This window comes from Paenibacillus sp. GCM10027630 (assembly GCF_042676305.1).
Taxonomy (GTDB): Bacteria; Bacillota; Bacilli; order Paenibacillales; family NBRC-103111; genus Paenibacillus_S.
Genome location: NZ_JBHTGY010000015.1, coordinates 80,370 through 103,537 on the forward strand (window position 1 = coordinate 80,370; position 23,168 = coordinate 103,537).

20 protein-coding genes are annotated in these 23,168 nt (G+C 47.1%); 5 read left to right on the forward strand and 15 right to left on the reverse strand.

Annotated features, from left to right (window positions below):
- Positions 1-4 precede the first annotated feature (4 nt).
- The gene (gene coxB, locus ACFQ0C_RS08065) at positions 5-1,033 is read right to left on the reverse strand and encodes a cytochrome c oxidase subunit II (RefSeq protein WP_379365659.1); all 1,029 of its coding nucleotides are present in this window, start codon (positions 1,031-1,033) and stop codon (positions 5-7) included.
- Positions 1,034-1,386: 353 nt separating this feature from the next.
- On the opposite strand from coxB, the gene ACFQ0C_RS08070 reads away from it, so the two are divergent.
- From ACFQ0C_RS08070 to ACFQ0C_RS08085, 4 genes are all read left to right on the forward strand, one after another.
- Complete coding sequence (locus tag ACFQ0C_RS08070) at positions 1,387-2,073, forward strand: YhcN/YlaJ family sporulation lipoprotein (RefSeq protein ID WP_379365661.1); 687 nt, start codon at positions 1,387-1,389, stop codon at positions 2,071-2,073.
- 316 nt (positions 2,074-2,389) lie between these two features.
- Positions 2,390-4,534, forward strand: coding sequence for a DEAD/DEAH box helicase (locus ACFQ0C_RS08075; RefSeq protein WP_379365663.1), 2,145 nt, complete (start codon positions 2,390-2,392; stop codon positions 4,532-4,534).
- Positions 4,535-4,742: 208 nt separating this feature from the next.
- Complete coding sequence (locus ACFQ0C_RS08080) at positions 4,743-5,333, forward strand: guanylate kinase (protein WP_258215416.1); 591 nt, start codon at positions 4,743-4,745, stop codon at positions 5,331-5,333.
- Positions 5,334-5,421: 88 nt separating this feature from the next.
- Positions 5,422-6,597: a conserved virulence factor C family protein gene (locus tag ACFQ0C_RS08085; protein ID WP_379365666.1), complete on the forward strand. Its 1,176-nt coding sequence runs from the start codon at positions 5,422-5,424 to the stop codon at positions 6,595-6,597.
- A gap of 105 nt (positions 6,598-6,702) precedes the next feature.
- On the opposite strand, the gene ACFQ0C_RS08090 is transcribed toward ACFQ0C_RS08085, so the two are convergent.
- From ACFQ0C_RS08090 to ACFQ0C_RS08105, 4 genes are all read right to left on the reverse strand, one after another.
- Positions 6,703-7,617, reverse strand: a complete 915-nt coding sequence (locus tag ACFQ0C_RS08090; RefSeq protein ID WP_379365668.1) for an MBL fold metallo-hydrolase — start codon at positions 7,615-7,617, stop codon at positions 6,703-6,705.
- A gap of 238 nt (positions 7,618-7,855) precedes the next feature.
- Positions 7,856-9,979 carry an ABC transporter ATP-binding protein gene (locus ACFQ0C_RS08095; protein ID WP_379365669.1) on the reverse strand — a complete coding sequence of 708 codons (2,124 nt, stop codon included), beginning with the start codon at positions 9,977-9,979 and terminating at the stop codon, positions 7,856-7,858.
- 30 nt (positions 9,980-10,009) lie between these two features.
- Positions 10,010-11,755, reverse strand: coding sequence for an ABC transporter ATP-binding protein (locus ACFQ0C_RS08100; RefSeq protein ID WP_379365672.1), 1,746 nt, complete (start codon positions 11,753-11,755; stop codon positions 10,010-10,012).
- 328 nt (positions 11,756-12,083) lie between these two features.
- Positions 12,084-12,869, reverse strand: a complete 786-nt coding sequence (locus tag ACFQ0C_RS08105; RefSeq protein WP_379365674.1) for a DUF554 domain-containing protein — start codon at positions 12,867-12,869, stop codon at positions 12,084-12,086.
- A 179-nt stretch (positions 12,870-13,048) separates the two neighbouring features.
- Between ACFQ0C_RS08105 and ACFQ0C_RS08110 the strand changes: the two genes are divergently transcribed.
- Positions 13,049-13,294 carry a hypothetical protein gene (locus ACFQ0C_RS08110; protein WP_171651786.1) on the forward strand — a complete coding sequence of 82 codons (246 nt, stop codon included), beginning with the start codon at positions 13,049-13,051 and terminating at the stop codon, positions 13,292-13,294.
- 93 nt (positions 13,295-13,387) lie between these two features.
- On the opposite strand, the gene ACFQ0C_RS08115 is transcribed toward ACFQ0C_RS08110, so the two are convergent.
- From ACFQ0C_RS08115 to ACFQ0C_RS08160, 10 genes are all read right to left on the reverse strand, one after another.
- Positions 13,388-14,842, reverse strand: a complete 1,455-nt coding sequence (locus ACFQ0C_RS08115) for a SulP family inorganic anion transporter (RefSeq protein ID WP_379365677.1) — start codon at positions 14,840-14,842, stop codon at positions 13,388-13,390.
- A gap of 317 nt (positions 14,843-15,159) precedes the next feature.
- Complete coding sequence (locus ACFQ0C_RS08120) at positions 15,160-15,696, reverse strand: DMT family transporter (RefSeq protein WP_379365679.1); 537 nt, start codon at positions 15,694-15,696, stop codon at positions 15,160-15,162.
- Positions 15,697-15,752: 56 nt separating this feature from the next.
- Complete coding sequence (locus ACFQ0C_RS08125; protein WP_379365681.1) at positions 15,753-16,682, reverse strand: ribokinase; 930 nt, start codon at positions 16,680-16,682, stop codon at positions 15,753-15,755.
- 27 nt (positions 16,683-16,709) lie between these two features.
- Positions 16,710-17,720 (reverse strand): LacI family DNA-binding transcriptional regulator, encoded by a 1,011-nt coding sequence (locus ACFQ0C_RS08130; protein WP_379365683.1) that lies wholly within the window; start codon positions 17,718-17,720, stop codon positions 16,710-16,712.
- Between the two features lie 38 nt (positions 17,721-17,758).
- Entirely contained in the window at positions 17,759-18,598 is an 840-nt protein-coding gene (locus ACFQ0C_RS08135; RefSeq protein ID WP_379365685.1) for a carbohydrate ABC transporter permease, read from the reverse strand.
- Between the two features lie 14 nt (positions 18,599-18,612).
- Positions 18,613-19,473, reverse strand: coding sequence for a carbohydrate ABC transporter permease (locus tag ACFQ0C_RS08140; protein ID WP_379365687.1), 861 nt, complete (start codon positions 19,471-19,473; stop codon positions 18,613-18,615).
- Between the two features lie 100 nt (positions 19,474-19,573).
- Positions 19,574-20,899, reverse strand: coding sequence for a sugar ABC transporter substrate-binding protein (locus ACFQ0C_RS08145; protein ID WP_379365689.1), 1,326 nt, complete (start codon positions 20,897-20,899; stop codon positions 19,574-19,576).
- Positions 20,900-20,920: 21 nt separating this feature from the next.
- Positions 20,921-21,814: a nucleoside hydrolase gene (locus tag ACFQ0C_RS08150; protein WP_379365989.1), complete on the reverse strand. Its 894-nt coding sequence runs from the start codon at positions 21,812-21,814 to the stop codon at positions 20,921-20,923.
- Between the two features lie 134 nt (positions 21,815-21,948).
- Positions 21,949-22,473 (reverse strand): orotate phosphoribosyltransferase, encoded by a 525-nt coding sequence (gene pyrE, locus ACFQ0C_RS08155; RefSeq protein WP_379365691.1) that lies wholly within the window; start codon positions 22,471-22,473, stop codon positions 21,949-21,951.
- A gap of 20 nt (positions 22,474-22,493) precedes the next feature.
- Positions 22,494-23,147: an HAD hydrolase-like protein gene (locus ACFQ0C_RS08160; RefSeq protein WP_379365693.1), complete on the reverse strand. Its 654-nt coding sequence runs from the start codon at positions 23,145-23,147 to the stop codon at positions 22,494-22,496.
- Between the last annotated feature and the right edge of the window lie 21 nt (positions 23,148-23,168).

Sequence of the window (23,168 nt, forward strand, 5' to 3'; positions counted from 1 at the left end):
TTCTTTATCTCAATGCATTCAAGTATTTAATCAAATCATTAATTTGCTGTTCTTGCAGCGGTTTAGAACCAGTAGGACCAAACGCAGGCATTTTATTACCTGGCTTCACTTCTTGAGGATTACTGATCCAATCATGCAAGCTCTTATCATTAGCAGTACCTTTAGGAAGGACACCTGCAATCATTTCACGTGATGCAAACCCGTTCAAGTTAGGTCCGAAACCAAGTCCTTGCGCGTTAACCGCGTGACAGGATAGGCAATTGTCTTTAAACACTTGCTCACCGGCTTTGGCGTCCGCAGGAATTACCGCCGGCTGCTTCATTTTATCCACCCATTTAGAGAAATCCGCTTCGTTCTTGGAAACAACCTTGAAGTCCATCAATGCATGCGAAGCTCCGCACAATTCGGCACATTTCCCTAAGAAGACAGCAGCGTCATCCGCTTCGAAATACATAATGTTGGTCATGCCAACGTTAGTATCTTGTTTACCCGCAAGTGACGGTACCCAGAAGGAGTGAATCACGTCTGCTGAGGTAATTTCCAGTGCAATCTTCTTGCCTGCTGGAATAACCATATCTTGGGCTGTTGCAATTCCCAGCTCCGGATAATCGAACTGCCACCAGAATTGATGCGCTGTTACCTTAACATGAATCGCATCTTTATTCTGAATATTGTTCTCAGCCAGCTTAACCGTATAACTGACCGTAGGTACAGCCAAAATGAGCAATAAAATGATAGGGACAACTGTCCAAATGATTTCAAGCGTGTGACTGCCTTCAACCTGCTTTGGAATGATATCTTTATCGCCCTTTTTCTTACGAAAGCGCACTAACACGTACAAGTAGATCGCGAAAACAACCAGAACTACCACGATCATGATACCTAAGCTCAGCTTCATTAAGAACAGCTGGTCTCTGGCTACTGGTCCTCTAGGTCTCAAGGCTGAAATCGTATCGCTTCCACACCCCGTCAAAAGCAACATCATCAACCCGAAAAGAGGGATGAAACGCCACAGATTTTGCCATCGATTCATCTTATCAATCCCACCTCTAAAGCTAATATTTTTCGAACAAAAGGTCATATATTGTCAATGAACCTATTCACCATTATTAACTATAAATACGTACCCCTTTTTTGTCAATGAATCTGGAGAAGTTCACAAATTGTTCTCAATCCTGCGCCCCCATTGGTTTTTTCAATTATGCCTCTCGTATTTTATTTCCATAAACAAAGAGTTTTATGCAAGAAAATGTGATTTGACATCTATGTATAATTACCTTGATTTGATGAATCCTACATATAGAATTCAATGCCCGCAAAAGCTGTTTTCCAAGGGAGATATTGTATATGAAGTACATTCGATGAAAAAGGTAAGGAGGCCCTTTTATGCGGTTTAACCGGATTTTTCTAGGAATTGTTTGTTCAAGTTCATTATTCGGCTTATGCGGATGCTACAGTTGGTATGATTACAACAGTGCAAGCAATTATGGAAGCCAGCGTGATGAACACCGTCAGGATACTTCAAGAGCCTATCAGACTGCGCAGCAATATACAACGGTATCGCACAATCACACCCGTCTCGAAATGAATCAGTTTTTGTCGGATCAGGTCGCTGCAATGAATGGGGTTAATAGTGCTATTGTGATGATGGCGGATAATACGGCATATGTTGCCATTATCATAGACAGTACGGCATCCGGCACAAAAAGCAGTACCCGGGAAACGAACAATGGAGGAACAGTACGCGGTTTGTACAACCCTGCCACTCCTTTTAATGACTATGCGGATCCCAACAAGCTGGCTACGGGCACAAATTCCTACGAAACCGTTCAGCATCATGAGCAAATCTCCCATTTATTCAAGCAAAAAATTGCTGAGAAAATCCGTTCTTTGCAGCCAACAGTCGTTGATGTATATATATCTGCACACCGGGATTATATCAATGAGCTAAACAGACTTGCACAAGAATCCTGGAAGGGCAACGATCTAACCCCTTATGTTAAAGAGTTCGATGCCATTTCCGACTATATCTTTGGAACCCAGCCTACTATCCCTACCCAATCGGAAGGCTAGTCCTAATCTATTGGAAGACAGATTCATTAAACATTAAGCTTATTGTTCACCCCCTCTCATGCTGCTCAATCTCCGTTATTGAACATACAAAGCAGCAATAGAATGGGATTCCTGCTCCCCTCTGTTTTCCTTCATATTATATATGAAGAAACGCAGAGGGTTTTGCTGCGAATCGACTGGTTTCTTTTTCCCACGGGTTCCTGTAGAATGCAGTTAGAACCTGAATATTCTTAAGTGAGTAGGATGGAAAATGAACGTGAGTTTTATTCATGCATTGTATGGAATGGAATGAACGGTAAATAAGGAGATTAAATGAATGAAAAATGTATTTGCCAATCTTGGCATTAGCAGCGAATTGACGGAGGCGTTAAGCCAGCAGGGGTATACAGAGCCTACTCCAATCCAAAAAGAAGCTATCCCAGTAGTTTTATCCGGAGATGATGTCATCGCCCAGGCACAAACGGGCACAGGTAAGACATTGGCTTTCGTGCTGCCTATATTGGAAAAACTGGATCCCAAGAAGAGTTACACTCAAGCGCTTATTTTGACACCTACTCGTGAACTAGCTATACAAATAACTAGCGAGGTTCAAAGATGGGCTCCAATTAAAGGAATAAGTGTACTTGCAGCATACGGCGGACAAGATGTAGAGCGGCAGCTTAAAAAGCTAGAGGGAAGCATTCACTTGATTATCGCAACACCCGGTCGCCTGCTTGATCATTTGCGTAGAGGCACCGTGCAACTTCAGCGTATATCTACGCTAGTACTGGATGAAGCGGATCAAATGCTGCATATGGGTTTTCTAAAGGACGTTGAGGAAATCATTATTCAAACCTCTCCAAAAAGACAAACCTTGTTATTCTCAGCAACAATGCCGGGACCGATCCGCAACTTAGCCAAAGGCTACATGAAATCGCCACAGGAAATCAAAGTAAAAACCAAGCAGGTTACATTGACCGAGATCGAACAAATTGCTATTAAAACAACGGACCGCGGTAAGCAGGAAGCTTTAGTTCGTTTGATCGACGAATACAACCCTTATTTGGCTATGATCTTCTGTCGAACCAAGCTGAGAGCAGCCAAGCTGAATGAAGCTCTTCGTGAAATGGGCTACTCATCCGATGAACTGCACGGCGATTTGACCCAGGCTAAACGCGAACAAGTTATGAAACGTTTCCGGGATGCTAAAATTCAACTTCTGGTAGCCACTGAAATTGCGGCCCGCGGATTGGATATCGAAGGTATTACTCATGTATTCAATTATGATATGCCTCATGACGTTGAAAGCTACATCCACAGAATTGGCCGGACAGGACGTGCCGGACAGCGCGGAATGGCTGTTACCATGGTTACTCAGCACGACCTGGGCACACTTGAGGCTATCGAGCAAGGAATCAATGCAGAATTGCCTCGACGGACTGTCAAAGCTGATGGTGAGCTTAGCGAAGTTCGGACCAGCGGACGCGGAAACGTCGTGGGACGCAGGTCATCTGACAAAGACGACAGGGTTGATATGAGTACACGAGGTGATCGTGATTCCGCTCAACGAGGAAGACGCGGCGCAGCTCGTGGCGGTGACTCCAACTCTCGACGTGAAGGTGGACGTGGACGCGGCGGAGCAAGTACTGGGCGCGGCGCTAGTTTCGGCCGCGGAGCAAATGCGGGTGCTGGACGCGGGGCGGCTGCGGCGCGAAGCGAAGTTCCGACTTCGCCTTGGACCAAAGCCAGAACTGAGCGCGCGGCAGCTGAACGCGAAGGCGCAGGCGAATTCGGCGGCGCTAACGCTGGCCGCGCACGCGGTGCCAGTGCCGGTGGACGCGGAGCGGCGAGCTCTCGCGGCGCAGCCGGGGCGACTCCTTGGCGCAACGCCGGTGGCGAGCGCGACGGCGCAGGCGAATTCGGCGGCGCTAACGCTGGCCGCACACGCGGGGCCAGTAGTGCCGGCGGGCGTGGCGCAGCTAGCTCTCGCGGCGCAGCTGGAGCGACTCCTTGGCGCAACGCCGGTGGCGACCGCGATGGCGCAGGCGAATTCGGCGGCGCTAACGCTGGCCGCACACGCGGGGCCAGTGCTGGCGGACGCGGCGCGGCGAGCTCTCGCGGCGCAGCCGGAGCGACTCCTTGGCGCAACGCCGGTGGCGAGCGCGATGGCGCTGGCGACTTTGGCGGCGCTAACGCTGGCCGCACACGCGGGGCTAGTGCCGGCGGACGCGGCGCGGCAGGCGCGGCATCACGCGGTCCTGCCAACGCAGGGCGTGGGCGCGATGCCGGGGCGTGGACTACGAAGCATGAAGCACAGCGGAACGCTAACGCGGCGGCAGGACGTGGTCGCGGCGACAGCCCTGCTTCCGGCGGAGGCGCAGCCGGTCGGGGACGAGACAGCCAGCGCGGCCAAGGGCCAAGCGGCGGCAAGCCTCGTACAGGACGCAACGATGGCGGTCCACGCGGAACAAGAAAACGCTAAGCTGCTCCGCTAACGGAACCACACTAAGTTCTTCATAATTAAGCCGCTTTATAGTTTTCTTTATTTAGATCACATATTTTACCCATTTCAATGGAAATACTCTAGTGTGGTAATCCTGTAAATGTCCTTTACCTATCGAATCAAAACAGGTAAAATAAAGTACACGCCACTTTTTGTATCAAACTTCCAAAACCAAGGAGGGGTATCCATGTACGAGTTAAAAGAAGAAGATGTTATTTTTATTTTTACCGGACCCAATGGCGCAGGCCGCAAGACGGTAGCCCAGATGTCAGGCGACACGTTGGGAATGAAGCAGGTAATTTCGTACACGACAAGAGCTCCCCGATCGGCGGAAGTAGATGGTCAGGACTATCATTTTGTAACCCATGAGGTTTTTTCCAACGGTCAAAAGAACAACGAATTTATCGAGGTTATCGAAATTGACGGTAATCTTTATGGGGTTAAAGGGCAAGATATTGTAAACACACTGCAAAAGCACGGAGCTGTTTACTTAATCCTCAACCGTTTTGGTGCTGAAGCCGTAAAAAAGCTGTATGATACAAAAGCAGTCCGCGTCTTTATTTATGCTGACAAGCAGATCATCCTTAAGCGTGAAGAAGATCGTGGAGACTCACCGGAATTAATTGAACGGTACATGTCTCATTTCGAAGATGAAATGGCGTATAAGGATCAATGCGAGCATATATTTGAAAACCTGGACTTAGCGCATACCGTATTTGATCTCACCAAAACACTTGATGAGAATTACCTTCATCGCAACCTGATCGACAAAGACTAAGTTTTTCAACATAGTATACGAAAAGAAGACCGAAACCGGCATTGCCGAGCTAACCGGTCTTTTTTTCATAGGAAAGGAACGATCTTAAATGAAAATTGTATCCATAGAGCCCACTCCCAGTCCCAATACAATGAAAGTCCAGCTGAACGAACGGCTCTCCGATGGAATCCGAACTACTTACTCGCCAGAGCAGGCAGCTTCAGCTAAAACACCTCTTTTCATTCAAAAGCTGTTGAACATTGAAGGCGTAAAAAGCATTTATCATGCAGCCGATTTTATTGCGGTCGATCGCACGGCCAAAGCCGATTGGCAGTACATTCTCGCACAGGTGCGCGAAATACTGGGCGGAGATGCTGCCGGTATGGAAGCTGCTTTATCTGGAGCAGATGCGGATAGCGACACCGATGCAGCCTTCGGCGAGGTTCAAGTGCTGCTGCAGCATTTCCGCGGCATTCCGCTGCAGGTGCGCGTACAAAGCGGTGCCGAGCAGCAGCGCACCGCTCTGCCCGAACGCTTCAGCCAAGCCGCCGTCCAGGCGGCAGCGGCATCCCCCAATCTCATCAAAGAGCGTTCGCTCGAAGATTGGGGAATCCGCTACGGCGAGCTGAAGGAAGTGCTTGAAGAGGTGGCGCAAGAAATTGATGCCACCTACGATGAGGCGCGCCTGCAGCAGCTTATAGAGCAGGCGCAGCAGCAGCTTAGCGGCGACTCTATCGAGGGCGCCGCTGCTGTAAGGTCGGCAGGGCGCGCGACGCTGAGCCCTGAGGAGCTGCTGCGGCAGCTGGCTGACCCTGACTGGAAGCAGCGCTATGCTGCGCTCCAGCAGGTAAAACCGTCCGCCGAGACGCTGCCACTATTGATTCAGGCACTCGATGATGAGAAATCATCGATTCGAAGGCTGGCCACCGTATACCTCGGGGACCTGAAGGAGCCACAAGTACTACCCTATTTATACCGCGCGCTGGAGGATTCGTCGGCATCAGTACGGCGAACAGCGGGCGATACATTATCCGACATCGGCGACCCTGCTGCCGCTCCAGCTATGATCCAAGCGCTGAAGGACCCGAACAAGCTGGTCCGTTGGCGTGCGGCCCGGTTTCTCTATGAAGTCGGCGATGATCAAGCCCTTGCCGCCCTGCATGAAGTAGAAAATGATGCTGAGTTTGAAATTCGCATGCAAATCAAAATGGCCATAGAGCGAATAGAAGGCGGTCATGCGGCCGAAGGCTCTGTCTGGCAGCAGATGACACGCAGATCTCAATAAGCTGTTGATCCTTTCACCCCTCAACTCACAAACAAACCTCCGAAGCTCGTTCTACAAACGGCATCGGAGGTTTGTTATATATTATCATTTTCATTGTCACACGACCTACAGGATCAATGTTTCCCCCAGCAAAAGAATTTTTAATTCTGCTTCATCTAGCTTCTGCCTCTTCCACTCCGCTTTAAGCCGTAATAAAGCTTCCTCGGGCGTGTCATCAGCCAGCTTGAAGGTTCCATAATGCATAGGGATAAATGAAGCTGCCTTTAAGTCGATAAAGGACTTCACTGCTTCTTCCGGACTCATGTGAGCTATTTTCATGATGGATACCGGTTCATAAGCTCCTATTGGCAGCAGCGCATAATCAATAGTAAATCTTTTTCCAATCAATTCAAATCCTTTAAAATAACCGCTATCCCCGGCAAAATAAACCGTTTCTCCACTTGCCCCATTCTTCATGACCCATCCTCCCCAATGAGAGGTATTTGTATCGAAAAGTGTCCTGCGGGTCCAGTGCTGTGCCGGAACAAACGTAAATTCAATGCCATTTAATCGCTTGCTATCCCACCATGCCAACTCTGTGGAGTGATGGTATTGTTTGCGTTCAAACAGTGATTTAAGACCGATGGGAAGTAAATACTGAGCATTTCGTCCGATTCTTTTAATTGTAGGAAAATCCAAATGATCATAATGAGCATGAGAGATAAGGACAATGTCTATTGGAGGAAGCTCGGTGAATGGAATTCCCGGCTTGGTCAGCCTTTTCCGAATACCCATAGTATTAGCGTATACAGGGTCAGTTATAATATTAGTTTTACCCATCTGGATGAGGAACGTTGAGTGACCTATCCAGGTAATCGTCGTCTTTGAATTGTTTTCACGCAAAAAATGTTTATCGATATCTGAATGATGTTGGATATAATAAGATCTCGACATTTTCTTCTTCTTTTTCATCCACTTGTAAACTTGCATGATCGACTGTTTATTAGTTACATTATCTAAATTGCTATATCTTATCTTCATTTTCCCCTCCGCTTGACCTTATCCTTCGATAAAGCTTTTCTGTAAGTTTGCCCTTCAATCCTCCCTAATATCTATTTCCCCATTATTCAAAAAATCAAACACCGCTGCCTGGAAAGAAAAAAGGGCAGAAAGACCGTTCACTCCCCAATTAGAGTGGAATGAAAGGTCTCCTATCCCAATACACTTCGTTTTTTGAATACCTGAAACTTAAGGTAACTCGGCTACAAAACCATCCTGTTCACACCGTCCGCTTGGCAAACTGGCTCTCGCCGCCCTTTTGCAGCTGGTACATTTGATAGTAGCGACCCTGCTGCTCCATTAACTGGTTATGGGAGCCACGCTCTACGATCTCTCCGCGATTAAGGACAAGAATTAAATCAGCGTCACGAATCGTCGACAAACGGTGGGCTATAATGAAGGTTGTTCTTCCTTTGCTTACTACTTTAAGGGCTTGCTGAATCAATCCCTCTGTCTCGCTGTCGATACTGGCTGTCGCTTCATCAAGGATCAGTATGGCCGGATCAAAAGCCAGAGCCCGTGCAAAGGAAATCAACTGCCTCTGTCCAGCCGATAGCGTGCTCCCGCGTTCCACAACCGGTTCATCGTAGCCTCCTGGCAGCTTCTCAATAAATGAGGATGCACCAACATCTCTTAACGCTTGCTTGATCTTCGTCTCATCGATCTCTTTGTTATACAAGCTCACATTAAACTTGATATCCCCCGCAAACAGAAAAGGGTCCTGCAGCACGATGCCCATATGCTTACGCAGTGCTTGCTTTGACTTTCCCGCTATACTGCGGCCATCAATTCTAATTTCACCACTAGATGGCTCGTAAAAGCCCAGCAGAAGGTTCATAATCGAGCTTTTACCTGAGCCTGTATGCCCGACAAGCGCTATAGTTTCACCCTTGTTCGCTTCGAAGGAAATGCCGCGAAGCACAGGCTCACCCTCTTTATATGCGAAGGTCACATTATCAAAAGCCACATGTCCTTCCGGCCTCGCAATGCCAACGGCATCTTCAAGCTCCTGTCCCTCCAGATCAAGCAAATAAAACACCTTTTCCGCTGAAACCACAGCCCGCTGCGCATTCATAAGCTGATCGAAAATACCGATAATAGGCTGAAAGAAGCGGCCCGAATAATCGATAAAAGCATAAAATACACCGAAGGATATAGCTGTTTGCAGCGATTGCCCGCCAAAGTACCAGATCGTGCCTGCGGTAAATAATGACCCTACAAGCCCGGAGAAATTACGGGATGACAACGAAAACACCCGGAACTGCTTCACATTGCTGCGGTACCGATCGTTATTAAGCACCTCGAATTCAGACAGCCGCGCTTTCTCCTGACGGAATGCTTGAAGAATCGGCATAACGGCAATCGATTCGCTGATCATTGCGTTCATATCACTGAGTCGTGCCCGCATTATAGTAATATACTTTTTGGAAAATTTTAAATGAACCCACATTACTGCGGCAAAGAGCGGAATGAATACTAATGTAACTAACGCAAGTCGGACATCCAATAAAAACAAAGCCACATAGATTCCCAAAATATTAATTGAACTAACCACGAATGTGGCCATAAAGCTCATAAACAAATCACGGATAGCCTCTGTATCATTAGCAATCCGGGAGACAACCTGGCCTATCGGCGTGCTGTCAAAGAAACGGATCGGAATTCGTTGGATGTGCCGCATAAGATCCATTCTCATCCGTTGAATAATTCGCAGCGCAGTAGACTGCAGCGTATACGCCTGCAAATAGTGCAGCACACTGGCAGCTAGCAGCAGAGCGATGAACAGCCCCAACCATTGTATAATAGCTCCCACTTCGTACTGGTATAACGCTCCTGCTTCGGCAACACTAAGCCGTTTGGCTGGAAAGAGCTCAGTTGTTGTGGCGTTTCGTTTCACCATAACGGTAGCCTGATTTCCTTCTGCCGCTCGCTGTCCTGTTGTTGTATTGTCGGTAGACAACGACCAATTTCCTTCAAATTGCGGCGTGGAGTCAATTAAGTACATTCCGCCTTCAAGCTGCATAAAGCGTACTTCCTTCCATGCTGCTAGAAGAGAAGCCTTGTCCCCTGCCGATTGCGAGGATATCCAATCGCTTCTTACGTAGGTTTTCCCGGCTATCCCTATCGATTTCATGCCCGTTGGAGGCTGTTTGTCGGCACTCGCCTCATACCAAGGAAGTTGTACGCTGCTAATATGTTTATCGATAATAGTTTTGGCGATGAAAGGCCCCGCCAGCTCCGCTCCTACAGCACAGCATAATACCAATAACGCTGCTGCAATTCGAAGCTTATACAGCATGGCATAAGCCGTTAATCGACTGGCTACTGTTTGTTTTCCCTTCATGGTTCACTTCCTTTCAAGCTGCTCTTGACTCTATACTCCGTCCAGGCTGGCCTCCATCTGCTGGCGGTCAAATTGCTCCTTATACCAGCCGCCTAGAAGCATCAGCTGCTCATGAGTGCCTTCCTCTATGATTGCACCATCATCCAACACTAGAATCCAATCGGCATGTACTACGGCGGAGAGCCTGTGCGTTGCAATAAAGGTTGTTTTGCCCAATCTCTCTCTACGCAGATTGGACAATATAGCACTCTCAGTCCGGGCATCAACCGCCGATAACGAATCATCCAGAATCAATATCTCAGGATCAGTCATAAGAGCACGTGCGATACTCACCCGCTGCTTCTGCCCCCCTGACAGCATAACTCCGTTCTCGCCTACTATGGTCTCCAACCCATCCGGCAAATGATCGATGTCCTTAGTAAAGGATGCCATTTCAATTGCCTTCCACACGGCTTCATCCGATGCCCCAGGCAATCCGAGGGCAATGTTATCACGTATGGATTTGGACAACAGCAGATGCTCCTGCGGCACATAGCCAATCCAGCCGCGTACCTGCGACAGCGCAATCTGTTCGACAGGCACCTGCGAAATGAACAGCCGATCCGGTTCAACCGGATACTGCCGCAGCAATTGCTTGAGCAAAGTGCTCTTGCCGCTCCCTGTGCGTCCTACAATGCCAAGCGTCTGCCCCCGCCCTAGTTGAAGCGATATGTTCCTCAAGCTATCGTGTACTGCACCAGGATAACGGAAACTCAAGCGATCCATCGTGATCTGCCCCGGCACCTCTACTGGAATCGTCATATCCGCATCCTGCACATCGGCTTGCTGTTCGAAGCCCTTCGTCAACCGATCTACAGAGGCATTTCCCCGCTGTAAAATATTAATAAATTCGCCGAACGCAATCATCGGCCAAATCAGCATGCCAAGATAAATATTGAACGAAACCAGCTGTCCAAGCGAAATTTGGTTATGGAACACCATATAAGCTCCGTACCCGATACCAATTGCATAGCTAAGACCAACTATAAGTGCAATAGAAGGATGGAAGAGCGCATTGACAGCCGCTACTTTCCTGTTCTTGTTCATAACGTCCTTAGTCACTTGATCAAATGCGGCTATATCATGCTCCTCTTGCACATAAGAGCGAATGACACGCATTCCCGAAATTGATTCCAATGCTTGATCATTCATCTTGCCGAAAGCCGTTTGCGCAGCTATAAAATGTTTACGGGTCTTCTTGCCAAGCACGTTAATAACCAGCGCAAGAAACGGCATGGGGATGAGCGCGGCGAGCATCAGCTTGTAGCTGATCAATGAAACCATCGTAATAAGGACTACCGCTGTACCTACTAATGTATTAACAAGCGTCATCACTCCGTACCCGGCCGTCTGGCTGACCGCCAGCACATCATTGGTCGCAAGCGCCATCAGTTCTCCTGTGCTGTTCCTCTGAAAAAAGGATGGCGACATCCGTGTCAAATGCTGCAGCAGCCGTCCTCTCAGCAGCTTTTCAAGCAAAATCGAATTTCCGAACAATGTGGTTACCCATATGTATACCATGATATAAATCAGCACAGCCAAGCCAACAAGCAGCAGGACATTGTTCCTAAGCGCTTCCGCTGAAAGTCCTCCTATTCGAATCTGGTCAATTACATTACCAATCATCTTCGGCGGTATGATACCTAATATGTTTACAGTAGCCATCAGTATAATAGCCAATGCGTATTTTCCCCACTGCTGTTGGAAAAACCACGACAACCTTCCAATAAAAGACACAGTCAAACCCTCCTGAAAGCTTCCGCGCGGAAAGCTCGTTTAATAAGCATACGCCAACATTTTCAAATAAATGGCAGGATGTAGTTCCTAAAGCAAGATACCATATTTGGGGGATTACAGCACAGGAATTTATGATTAAAACAATTCTTTCATACGTTATCATATGGAAAAAACAACCAATGACCATTTCAATTATAGCACATACGTTCTCGTTTTACCATACAAGAAAAGCCGTTCCAACCCCTCACTTACGTGACGAATATTTACGGCAGCTTCGTCCCCTCCCTGAGAGGTCCTTTGTTTCTAAACTCGTGCACATTCTACCTGTTCACCACCACGAGGATGCCCAATGGACGATAGGTACGCCTAGAGCAGCTATCAAAAGGGATGGCAGCAAATTGGCTACGTGAATTTTGCGTATTTCCAATAAATTTAAACCAAGCCCCATTATTAATACGCCGCCTACCGCTGTTAGTTGAGTTATGATTTCGTTAAGCAAGGTTTGCTCGATAAGCTCTGTAATCCCGGATGCCGCAAGTGCAATCATCCCTTGGTACAAGAACACCGGAATAGCGGAAAACAAGACGCCGACTCCTAATGTCGATGCAAAAATAATGGATAAAAATCCGTCTAACATCGCCTTCGTATACAAAATGTCGTGCTGGCCGCGAAGTCCACCGTCGAGCGCACCCAAAATAGCCATAGCGCCTACGCAATAAATCAGTGTAGTATTGACAAAACCTACGGCAATTCGTCCTCGCATCTTTTCCTCACTCTTGCCCATGGTCGTCGCTGAGCTTAACAGCGTATCCGCTCTCTTTTGCCAAAGCCCCGAAACTTTTTTAACACCATGCTCCAATTGACCACCAAGACGCTCGAGCCCCCGTTCCACCTGCAGCAGCTCCCCTATTATTCCGCCAATCACAAGACTCGCGACAACAAGCAGGAAGTCCGTTGATTTCAATGCCATGGATACTCCCAGCACTAAAAGTGCCAAGCCTATCCCCTGTATAACGGTTGTCCGTATGCCCTCACTCATCCGATGAAGCACCAGTCCCAGCAGCCCCCCGACAATGATTGCAGCCGCATTAACTATCGTTCCCCACAATGCCATTTTGTTCTATTTCTCCCATCCGCATCAACACATTCCGTCTATAATTTCCTATTTAGTATACTCTTTTTGAACATTAAAGAAAGTGCAGATTTATCACCAAGCCTCCTCCTCCCTCATAGTTCCATGGAAGTCGGGCATACTATCCCTTGATATAAATATAAGGAGGTTTAGTTCATCATATGGCAGACAATAAAAGCATGCAGCCGGTTTCCGGTGAAGAAGTTGAAACGACCGGAATCTATGAAAATGAGTGGGGCCGTGAGGAAACGCTAAAACGCGGCGATGAATTCCCCTTTGACCCGACTAACGGGCAAACAGAGTGGACCCTTGTCAGTCTTCCTCTGGAAAGCCAAGAGCAAGAAATCTACAAAGACACAACATCCAATACAGAGCCTCGTCTACATATCGACCGCCACGATAAATAATTAGAGGCCAAGTATAACCTATACTTTCAACCTAAAAAGGCAACCTCATCCCAACTAGGGTTACGAGGCTGCCTTTTTTTGAGCTTGTAATTTTTAATGTGAAGAATAACCGGAAAATCCTACCTGATCCATCATTCGTTGGCTCTCCTTGTTCAGTCCAGTTATCGAGACCGTTTTCTCTAATCCGGCATACTTCTGAATTACTTTAGAAATAGCGGTTATGGCAGAGTGGTCCCACACATGAGATGCGCTAAGATCAATCACGATATGCTCCGGATCTGCGTGGTGATCGAACAATTCAATAAAATGCATCATCGTCCCAAAAAAGAGCTGGCCTGAGATACGGTAAACTTTACGTCCCTGCTCATCCCTATGGTCCTGACAGCGCAAGCTTGCCATCTTCCAGCCAAAATCTAACGCGCTTAATATTACGCCCGACACAACTCCAATCGCCAAATCAGAGGTCACAACAACAATAACAACGGTCAATACCATAACAACAGCATCACCACGTGGAATTGTACCCAACGTTCGTATGGAGCCCCAATCAAACGTACCGATACATACCATGAACATAACTCCTACCAATGCAGCCATTGGAATCTGCTTCACGATATCTCCCAGCACCAGGATCAGGAATAAGAGAAACAGACCTGCAACTAAGGTGGACAGGCGCGTTCTTCCGCCCGATTTAACATTGATAACCGTCTGCCCTATCATCGCACAACCGGCCATACCGCCGAAGAATCCGGTAATTATATTAGCGATTCCTTGTCCGCGTACCTCGCGGTTTTTGTTGCTTTTCGTCTCCGTCATCTCATCCACGATGGTTGCCGTCAGCAGCGATTCCGTCAAACCTACAACAGCCAGCGCCAAACAATAAGGAAGCAGAATGAATAGCGTCTCCCATGTCCAAGCAATTTGTGGTATATGAAAAAACGGCAGCGCCTGCTTAATCTCCCCCATATCCCCAACTGTGCGGACATCTGAGCCTGTTGCAATTGCAATAACTGTAATTACAATGATGGCCGTTAACGCAGAAGGTATCGCTTTGGTTATTAATGGAAGCAGATAAATAATCGCAAGCGTCCCTGCTACCATAAGATACATAGGCCAAGACTCCCCAATAAAATTAGGAAGCTGAGCCATAAAAACAATAATAGCCAGAGCATTAACAAACCCTATAATGACGGAATGAGGAACAAATGTAATGAAGCGCCCCACTTTAAAAATCCCAAGTATCCATTGCAGAAGTCCAGTCAATACCGTTGCCGCAAACAAATAATCTAACCCATACTTGGCAATTATGGGACCCATCAGGGAGGCCATCGCCCCCGTCGCTGCCGAGATCATGCCCGGCCTGCCCCCAACAATAGAAATGGTTACAGCGATTGTAAATGACGCGTACAGCCCCACCATCGGGTCAACACCCGCCATAATTGAAAAAGCAATAGCTTCTGGTATTAGTGCTAGAGCAACCGTAATTCCTGATAAAACATCGTTACGGACATTGCCAAAGTAGCCTCGTTTAATGTACTGCAAAAACAAGAAAAACCCTCTCCTATTCTGTTGTCTGTTTAGCTCTCCACTCTCAGGATTGCCGGGTCCGATGCTCACTGTCATCGATTATAAACGAGTTCAGACTATTTTTCATGCCTTATATTGTTATTCTAAGCCGTATAGGCAAGTATTTTCAGAGGAATTCTTCAGATTTCATCCAAATGCTGCGTTTCTCTTAGGTGCATTATCGAAAACTGAGTTTATAGCTGAATGGAATGGGTACTTATGCCATGAATCTACGCAAGTTACTTAAACAAATAAAGCTGCCGCGATCGCGACAGCCCGAAATATTGAAAATGTGCATTTTAAGACTTATTCGGTTCCGTGGGTAGCCTGGGATTGACTTCGGCATTGTCCGTTACGTTTGACTCCGATTCTTTAGCCAGCGATCCGGCTGCCTTAGTGGAATTGCCATGAGCCAAAAAGATTAACGAAATGACTAAAAAGGCGACGCCGATGATTTTCGAACCGTTGATAGGAAACTTGGCACCGTTGAACCAACCGAAATGATCGACTAGCATACTCATCAAAATTTGCCCGCAGATCACTGAAATGATCGACACACCGACCCCAATTTTAGGTACGGCGAAGGTGAGAATGGCGATGTAAGCGGCGCCAATCAGACCGCCGACCAATTGCCATTTGGGAACAGTGAACAGCAGCAGCACGTTGCCTTTTCCAAAAAACAAAATGAATAAAAACAAGACGATCGTCCCCACCAGAAAGGAAATGAATGTGGCTTCAAGCGCACCGACCGTTTTGCCTAAGCCGCCGTTGATGGCAGCCTGAGAGCTGAGACCGATGCCAGCGACAATAAACAGCAATATAAATACTTTTTCCATGAAAGACCTCATTCCAGATTAAAAAATATGAATGGCCAATTAGACCTCTACTCTATTCAAAATGCGGTCGAACTCAAAAAATCGACCGTTTCAGAGCGAAGTGGAATGGAGATCTGCGCTCCGTGTCTGGAAACGGTCAAAGCAGCAGCAGCCGTGGCAAATCGCAGCCGTTCTTCCACCTCCATATCAGTGCAGCTTGCCGCAGCAAAGGCACCGATAAACGTATCGCCGGCGGCTGTAGTATCCACGGTAGGGACAGAAAAAGCTTTTGTCCGGATCAATCGGCCCTCTCCGTTATAATAAAGGGAACCTTCGCCCCCCATCGTCAAAATGACCTCATTGACACCCAGTGCCGCGATTTCCTTCACAGCCTCTTCTGCCTGAACATAGCTATCGATTTGACGGTTTGTAATCGCTGCGATTTCCGTTTCGTTCAGAATCAACGTATTCAATTGTCGAAGCATCTCAGGTGCAATGTTTAAAGCCGGGGCAGGATTAAAAACCGTATTGATGCCCAGCCGTCTAGCCGTTTGGATCAAATAGGCATTAAGCTCCCAAGGGATCTCGTTTTGCAGCAGCAACATTCGGACTCCATGAAAGGCAGCTGTGTCGGAAAACGCCATTTCCAAATCTTGTATTGTGAGCTCGGCATTCGCCCCTGACGATAAAACAATTTGATTTTCACCCGCTTTGTCAACTGTAATGAAAGCCATTCCCGATAAACCGGCTTTCTCGCATATATGATCGGTAGAAAACCCGCCTTGCTGGAGCTCCTGCAGCAGCGATTTCCCCGTAGCATCGTTTCCGACCGCACCGATCATTGTAACCGAAGCCCCGGACCGTAATGCCGCCATGGCCTGGTTCGCTCCTTTTCCTCCTGCATGATGTTCCGTCCGCAGCGCCTGAACGGTTTCGCCTGGAACGGCATGCTTATCGACATAACTAACAATATCCATATTTATACTGCCTGCTACCAAAATACTCATCAGGCTCACCTCTCAAACTGCTGGTTTTTATTTGGTTGTTGTCGCTCTTTGTATCAGTTTAACTTCGAATTCATCCATAATATTCGAATTTATTCCGAAACGGTTTTCTTTGCCGTTAATGAGGTCGATTAATACAGAAACTGCGGCGTTGCCGATATCGTAAATCGGTATCGCTATCGTACTGATCTCAGGCTCGAACATCTGCAGCAGTTGAATACCGTCGTAGCCGATCAGCGCGACTTGATCGGGAACCTTTTTCCCTTGGCGCTGCAATGCTTTAAGGCTTCCTATCGCCATAAGATCGTTGGCGGCGAATATGCCGTCGATCTCGGGATGCTTGTCCAGAAGACGAAGGGTCGCCTCCACGCCGCTTTCCATCGAAAAATCGCCGTTCTCCACATAGGACGGATTGAAGTCTCCCGTCTTTTCCAGAGCATCCTGGTAGCCGCGGAATCGTTCACGGGCGGGAAAAAGCTTCTCCGGGCCGCGGATATGCGCAATGTGTCGGCAGCCGATCGTCTGCAAGTGCTCTACTGCCATGGTGGCGCCCATAAAATTGCGGTTTTTTGCCGAGAAAATCTGATTGTTGTCCAAAGCTTTGTCGATCACGAACGTCGGAATTTCAATTTTGTCGATTTCACTTAAATCTTTTGAATCGAATTGATGTGAAGCGAATATTAACACTCCGTCCACAAACCGGTTTTTGAAGATATGAATGTATTGAAGGGCGTTCTCTTCGTTATTGTAGGAATTCCCGAGCAGCAAAGTATATCCGTAACGGTTGGCGGCGTCCTCGACAGCTTGCACAAGCTCCGGAAAAAACGGATTTGTGATGTTCGGTATGATCAGCGCAATCGAGTCCGTTTTTTTATTGGCCAACCCTCTTGCCAATGTATTGGGAGTATATTGCAATTCGCGCATGCTCTTCATTATTTTGTCTTCCGTCTGCTTGTTGACGTAACCGCTTTGATTAATCACCCTTGAAACGGTCGCCACCGACACGCCTGCCAGCTTTGCCACATCGCGAATAGTTGCCATAATTTCGATCCATTCCTCTCTATAATAAACGGGAGCCCTTACTCTTTAATGCCTGTGCCGGTAACGCCCTGCACGAAGTATTTTTGCAGCGGCAGCAACACAAGTACGGGAACGAGAACTGCGAGTGTACATGCCGCAAACATTTCGTTCCAAAAAGTAGCATGTTCTGTCACAAAATCGCTCATAGCCACTTGAATGACTTTATATTGCTTCGAACGTGTTGCAATAACGGGCCACAAAAACGATTCCCATTGAAAAAGGAATAGCAGCAAACCCGCGCTGATCGTAACAGGCTTGCTCAGCGGCATTACGATCTTAGTATATATAGTCGACCAGGAAGCGCCATCTAAATGAGCCGATTCAAGGAGCATCGTAGGCATATCCATGAAAAATTGCCTGAACAGAAAAATGACCAAGCCGTTGGCGAGTCCGGGAACAATAAGTCCCCAATACGTATCGATCCAGCCCAAATGGTCAACTAAATTGTATAACGGAATGGCAATGACTTCAAACGGAATCATGAACGTCACCAGAACAAGCAAAAACAGCGTGTTTTTGCCGCGAAATTCGAATTTGGAAAACGCAAACGCCGCCATCGAGTTGATGAGAACTCCGACAATCACGGTGACGAATGTAACAAGAAAGGTGTTTAGGAATATCCTCCCAAAACCTCTTGCCGTAAACAAACTCGTATAGGCGTCAAATGTAAGCTCTGTTGGGATGAAGGTCCTCCAAGAAAATGGCGAAACGTACCGAAAAATTTCGGTTAATGGCCGAAATGAGGAGACTAAGGCAAACAATAACGGCAGCAGTACCAAACATGCAATGATGAGATGAATGCAGAAAAAAAACGCAGAGTTGGATTTTCCCTTAGACATTTTCTTAGTCCCCTTTAATGTTCCGCTTTAAGAAACTTGAACTGCAGCAAAATAATCACTGCGAGCATGAGCAGAAGCAGAATAATGATCGCGGAAGCTTTGCCCATATCCGAATAGACGAACGCCAGGTTAAAGCTTTCATTCATGAGGACGTTAGTGCTGTTCTCCGGACCTCCTCTAGTGAGGATGTACATCGGGGCAAAGAGCAAAAAGTTGGCCACTGTATCAGCAACCGTAACAAAGGTCAACGTACGTTTCAGCATGGGAAAAGTTACGTTTCGGAATTGCTGGGCTTTTCCCGCGCCGTCTATGGAAGCCGATTCGTACAGCGAAGGCGAAATTTCCTGCAAGCCGGCCAGCAAAAATATCGACCAATATCCTACTCCCTTCCAAGTGGCAATCAAAATAATCGTCCATAAAGCTTGATTTTTGCTCGCTAAAAAGGGCTGGGGGTCGAAACCGATCCAAACAAGTATCGTATTGACCAGACCCTGCTCGGGATTCAGCATAATCGCCCATAATATGCACGCAATCGGGACGGAGACGGATATCGGAACGATATGAATACCGCGGAAAATACCGATTCCTTTGAGTTTGCGGTTTAGAAGCAATGCAAGCAGGAAAGCAAGCGCAATTTGCAGAGGATTTATGACGACGTTCAGCAATAGCGTCACCTTCACGGAATTCCAAAAAACAGAATCGGTTAAAAGCTCCATATAGTTGCGCAAACCGATAAACTGCTTGACATCGGCAAGAAAAGTCGGTGCGTAAAAACTCTGGATCAAGGCATCCGTAATCGGATACAGCTTAAAAACAAGCAAACCTAGAATTGCCGGAAAAAGAAAAACATACGGTACGAGTTTATTTCGGAGCATGCTGACAGCCACCTTTGAAGAGAGATATAATGCCTGTTCCGTGGGAGGAAAAGAGGAGCTCAGCGAATGGTCCGCTCCTCTTTGTCCGTTTACCGCGACATCACTTGACAAGCGACTCGTATTTTTTTAATAAACCGTCGATTTGTTTGGATGCCGTGTCCAATGTTGATTTGGGCTCGGCCCCGTTTTTCATGTCTTCAAACGACTTTCCTAATACCGATTCCCATTCCAAATATCCCGGAGTTGAAGGCCGCGGAACCCCCGTATTTTTCGCTTCATATGCGGCTATGCGCATAACTTGATTTGGGAACGCGTTATATTTCGGATCTTTTTCAATTTCATTCAATATATCTAAATAAGCCGGGACGTCATGGTGCTTGTCGTTCCATATTTTCGCGCCTTCACCGAAAGTCAAATATTGAATGAATTTGGCGGCTGCCTCTTTTTTGGCGGAGTATTTGGAAATACCTGCATGCCAGCTTCCAGTCGGTGTAGCGACTTTTTTCCCTTGAAAATAAGGATGCGGGGCGATGCCAAAATTAAGATTCGCATTTTTAAACTTCTCGGCGTTATAAGGTCCGCCGATAAACATTGCGACTTTGCCTGTCATAAAAAATTCGACCGATAAGTCCGAAGAAATTTTGGGACTGACCTTCCACGTGTTGAACAAATCGAAATAAAATTTGCCTGCTTCACTCATCTGCGATGAGTTCGTATAACCTGTTGCCGTAATTCCGTTGGCACTTATTACTTGGGCACCTAGGCTTTGTGGCAGAGCTAATAGCTGGTAAGGGCGATCAATCTGCTCGAAGCTGAAACCGAAGACGTCAGGTTGATTGCCTCCGTTTTTATTAAAGGTCAGCTTTTTGGCTGAATCAACGAGCTGCTCCCAGGTCCATCTTTTGTCGATATCCGGGCTTGGGGGAACGATGCCTCTTTCGTTTAAAATATCTTTGTTGTAATACAACACCTGACTGGATGTATTGATGGGAGCGGCCATCAGCGCACCGTTGTAAGTTCCTGCGTCCAGCGAAGATTTGATCCATTTGTCCTTGAAGTTCACATCTTTAAACAATGGCTCCAGCGGTTCAAGATAACCTTTTACGGTATAATTCGCAACCAACGGAGCGTCAACCGAGAGGATATCGATATCTTTTGATTTAGAGCCCATTTTTACTTCTACCGTTTCCAGCAATTGGCGGTATGGGTACATTTCCAGTCTGACTTTGATGTCGGGATTGGCTTTTTCAAAATGATTGATCACTTCGTTGTATCCGTCATTATCCCGACCGTTAAGAGTAACAAAAGTCAGCTCTATAGGCGTATTCGGCTTTGGCGCAACGTTCGCTTGGTTAGCCGACGAACATGCCGAAACTGTCAGCAGGAGGCTGAGGAAACAACTCATTTTGAAAACCGGTTTTTTCATGTAAATCTCCCCTTTGTACTTTTAATTTGCAAGAAGTCTCCGCATTAGCTGATTCATAAACTTATCCGTTTCTACCTCCAGGCCGACGTGAATTGTAGACTGTGCGTCTGCAACAGCGACCGTTTGACCGGAAGGATGACGATGATCGTATTCGACCTGAACATCCATTTTACGGAACTTGACGAGAGAAGGGTCAAAAAGGAGCGATACGGCGAGGGGATCGTGCATGGCGCACCAATCCTTGCCCGAAAGCCGCTGCCACCTGGTGATCAGCTTCGCCAACTCTCGATTCAGAGGCTGATCTGAGCCCGCTAGAAGTTCTTGTTCTTTTTCCGTCAGCTTCACTTTCGTCGTGACATCCAATCCCACCATATAAATCGGCGCCTTGCTGGAAAAAACGACGGAGGCTGATTCCGGATCGCATTTTACGTTATACTCCAAGACAGGCAATTCAACCCCGTTATCGCCTAATCGGGTCACGCCTCCCATGAGGACGATTTGTTTGACAAGCTCGGCAACTTTAGGTTCCCTGATGATCGCTGCCGCTATATTGGTCATCGGTGCGATGCAGACCAACGTAATTTGATGTGGATTTTTCAACACTGTATCAATAATAAAATCAACGGCATGCATGGATTCGTAATTATAACGCTCGTCAGTCAGCATTTCCTCGTCCACTTCATGGCCGTAACCGATCAATTGCCGTTTACGGAGTAAAGTCGCTCCAATTCCGGCATATACCTTGACGTCCTCTCGGTCACACAGCCGCAATAGCTTTCTGGCCACTCGCGCGCGATAATCTACATGCCCGTAAGCGGTAGTTACTCCTTTAAGCATGATCTCCTCGGATTTCAAGGCCAATGCCAACGCCAAAGCATCGTCCACATCTGTTCCAATATCTGTATCCAAAATCATTTGTTCCACCGATGCAGCCTCCTCCGAAATAATAAATATCTCTATATGTAACCGTTACCGCATATCTTATAAATAAAAGCTTCTGATTGAAGCCCTCTCGACAAACATAACTCCAATGTGTAACCGTTACCACATTATTTACAAAAAGTCATTAAGTCTTTAAATGTAAACAAAGCGGACAGTTGCAGTCCGTTGGCCAGAAGATGCTCTTGAGCGGCCTCTTCCCTTCGGATTACGCAGATGGCATGAGACACTTTCGCCCCCAATCCCCTCATATCGTTTGCACTAAGCACAATCTGCCCTCCTGTCGTCACGACATCCTCAATGATGCAAACATTTTTACCGGATAGCGGCATCCCTTCCGCAAGCTTGCATGTTCCGTATTCCTTCGCTTTTTTGCGGACGAAAAGCGCAGGTATGCCCGTTTTCAAAGATAATGCGGTCGCGATGGGAACGCCTCCAAGTTCCAAGCCTGCAAGCAATTCCGTGTTATCCGGAATTTTGGCAATTAACTGATCCGTTATTCGATTCAAAAGATTTGGTTCCGACTCGAATAAATACTTGTCAAAATAATCGTTCGATATTCGTCCTGACCTGAGCTGAAAAGTGCCCGTCAAATGGGCGGTCTGGTATATTTCTTGTGCCAGTAATGTATCCATCGTTGTCTCCCTTTTCTAAATTAAGCGAGCAATAGTGCTCTCAGCTGGCTCACTGAATGTACGAAATAGGTCGGCTGCACTTTTTCCAATTCTTGAAGTGTACCGTATCCGTACGAGACAGCTGCGGATTTGATTCCATTGTCATGGGCCGCGACGATATCGTGCTTGCGGTCTCCGACCATAACGACCTTTCGACTCTCTCCAGTAGTGAATTGTTTAAGAGCAAAATCAATAATTTCCGATTTTGAAGCCCGGGTACCGTCTAGGTCGCTCCCTGCTACCATCTTAAAAAAGGAGCGAAGACGAAAATGCTGCAAAATGCTTTTGGCAATCGGTGCAGATTTTGAAGTGGCCACTAGCATTTGCGTGCCTGCTTGTTGCAGTTCATCAAGCATCTGAGGAATCCCCGTAAAGACTGTATTTTCGTACATGCCTTTCCTTGTGTAGTAATCGCGGTAATACATTTCTGCCTGCCTAGCTTTTTGTTCGTCAAACCTGTAATAAGTCCGGAATGTGTCCAGAAGCGGCGGTCCAATCCACTGTATCAACCGCTCCTTGCTTTCTTCCCGCATGCCAAACTTGGAAAGTGCGTATTGGATACCATTTGCAATCCCCTCGCTGGAATCGGTTAACGTACCATCCAAATCAAACAAAACCAAATCAAAATTGCCCAACCTTACAAACACCCCCTTAAA

Coding starts and splice junctions, on each gene's coding strand:
- coxB (WP_379365659.1), bottom strand. CDS start 1,033: ATGAATCGATGGCAAAATCTGTGGCGTTTCATCCCTCTTTTCGGGTTG.
- ACFQ0C_RS08070 (WP_379365661.1), top strand. CDS start 1,387: ATGCGGTTTAACCGGATTTTTCTAGGAATTGTTTGTTCAAGTTCATTA.
- ACFQ0C_RS08075 (WP_379365663.1), top strand. CDS start 2,390: ATGAAAAATGTATTTGCCAATCTTGGCATTAGCAGCGAATTGACGGAG.
- ACFQ0C_RS08080 (WP_258215416.1), top strand. CDS start 4,743: ATGTACGAGTTAAAAGAAGAAGATGTTATTTTTATTTTTACCGGACCC.
- ACFQ0C_RS08085 (WP_379365666.1), top strand. CDS start 5,422: ATGAAAATTGTATCCATAGAGCCCACTCCCAGTCCCAATACAATGAAA.
- ACFQ0C_RS08090 (WP_379365668.1), bottom strand. CDS start 7,617: ATGAAGATAAGATATAGCAATTTAGATAATGTAACTAATAAACAGTCG.
- ACFQ0C_RS08095 (WP_379365669.1), bottom strand. CDS start 9,979: ATGAAGGGAAAACAAACAGTAGCCAGTCGATTAACGGCTTATGCCATG.
- ACFQ0C_RS08105 (WP_379365674.1), bottom strand. CDS start 12,869: ATGGCATTGTGGGGAACGATAGTTAATGCGGCTGCAATCATTGTCGGG.
- ACFQ0C_RS08110 (WP_171651786.1), top strand. CDS start 13,049: ATGGCAGACAATAAAAGCATGCAGCCGGTTTCCGGTGAAGAAGTTGAA.
- ACFQ0C_RS08120 (WP_379365679.1), bottom strand. CDS start 15,696: ATGGAAAAAGTATTTATATTGCTGTTTATTGTCGCTGGCATCGGTCTC.
- ACFQ0C_RS08125 (WP_379365681.1), bottom strand. CDS start 16,682: ATGAGTATTTTGGTAGCAGGCAGTATAAATATGGATATTGTTAGTTAT.
- ACFQ0C_RS08130 (WP_379365683.1), bottom strand. CDS start 17,720: ATGGCAACTATTCGCGATGTGGCAAAGCTGGCAGGCGTGTCGGTGGCG.
- ACFQ0C_RS08135 (WP_379365685.1), bottom strand. CDS start 18,598: ATGTCTAAGGGAAAATCCAACTCTGCGTTTTTTTTCTGCATTCATCTC.
- ACFQ0C_RS08140 (WP_379365687.1), bottom strand. CDS start 19,473: ATGCTCCGAAATAAACTCGTACCGTATGTTTTTCTTTTTCCGGCAATT.
- ACFQ0C_RS08145 (WP_379365689.1), bottom strand. CDS start 20,899: ATGAAAAAACCGGTTTTCAAAATGAGTTGTTTCCTCAGCCTCCTGCTG.
- ACFQ0C_RS08150 (WP_379365989.1), bottom strand. CDS start 21,814: ATGATTTTGGATACAGATATTGGAACAGATGTGGACGATGCTTTGGCG.
- pyrE (WP_379365691.1), bottom strand. CDS start 22,473: ATGGATACATTACTGGCACAAGAAATATACCAGACCGCCCATTTGACG.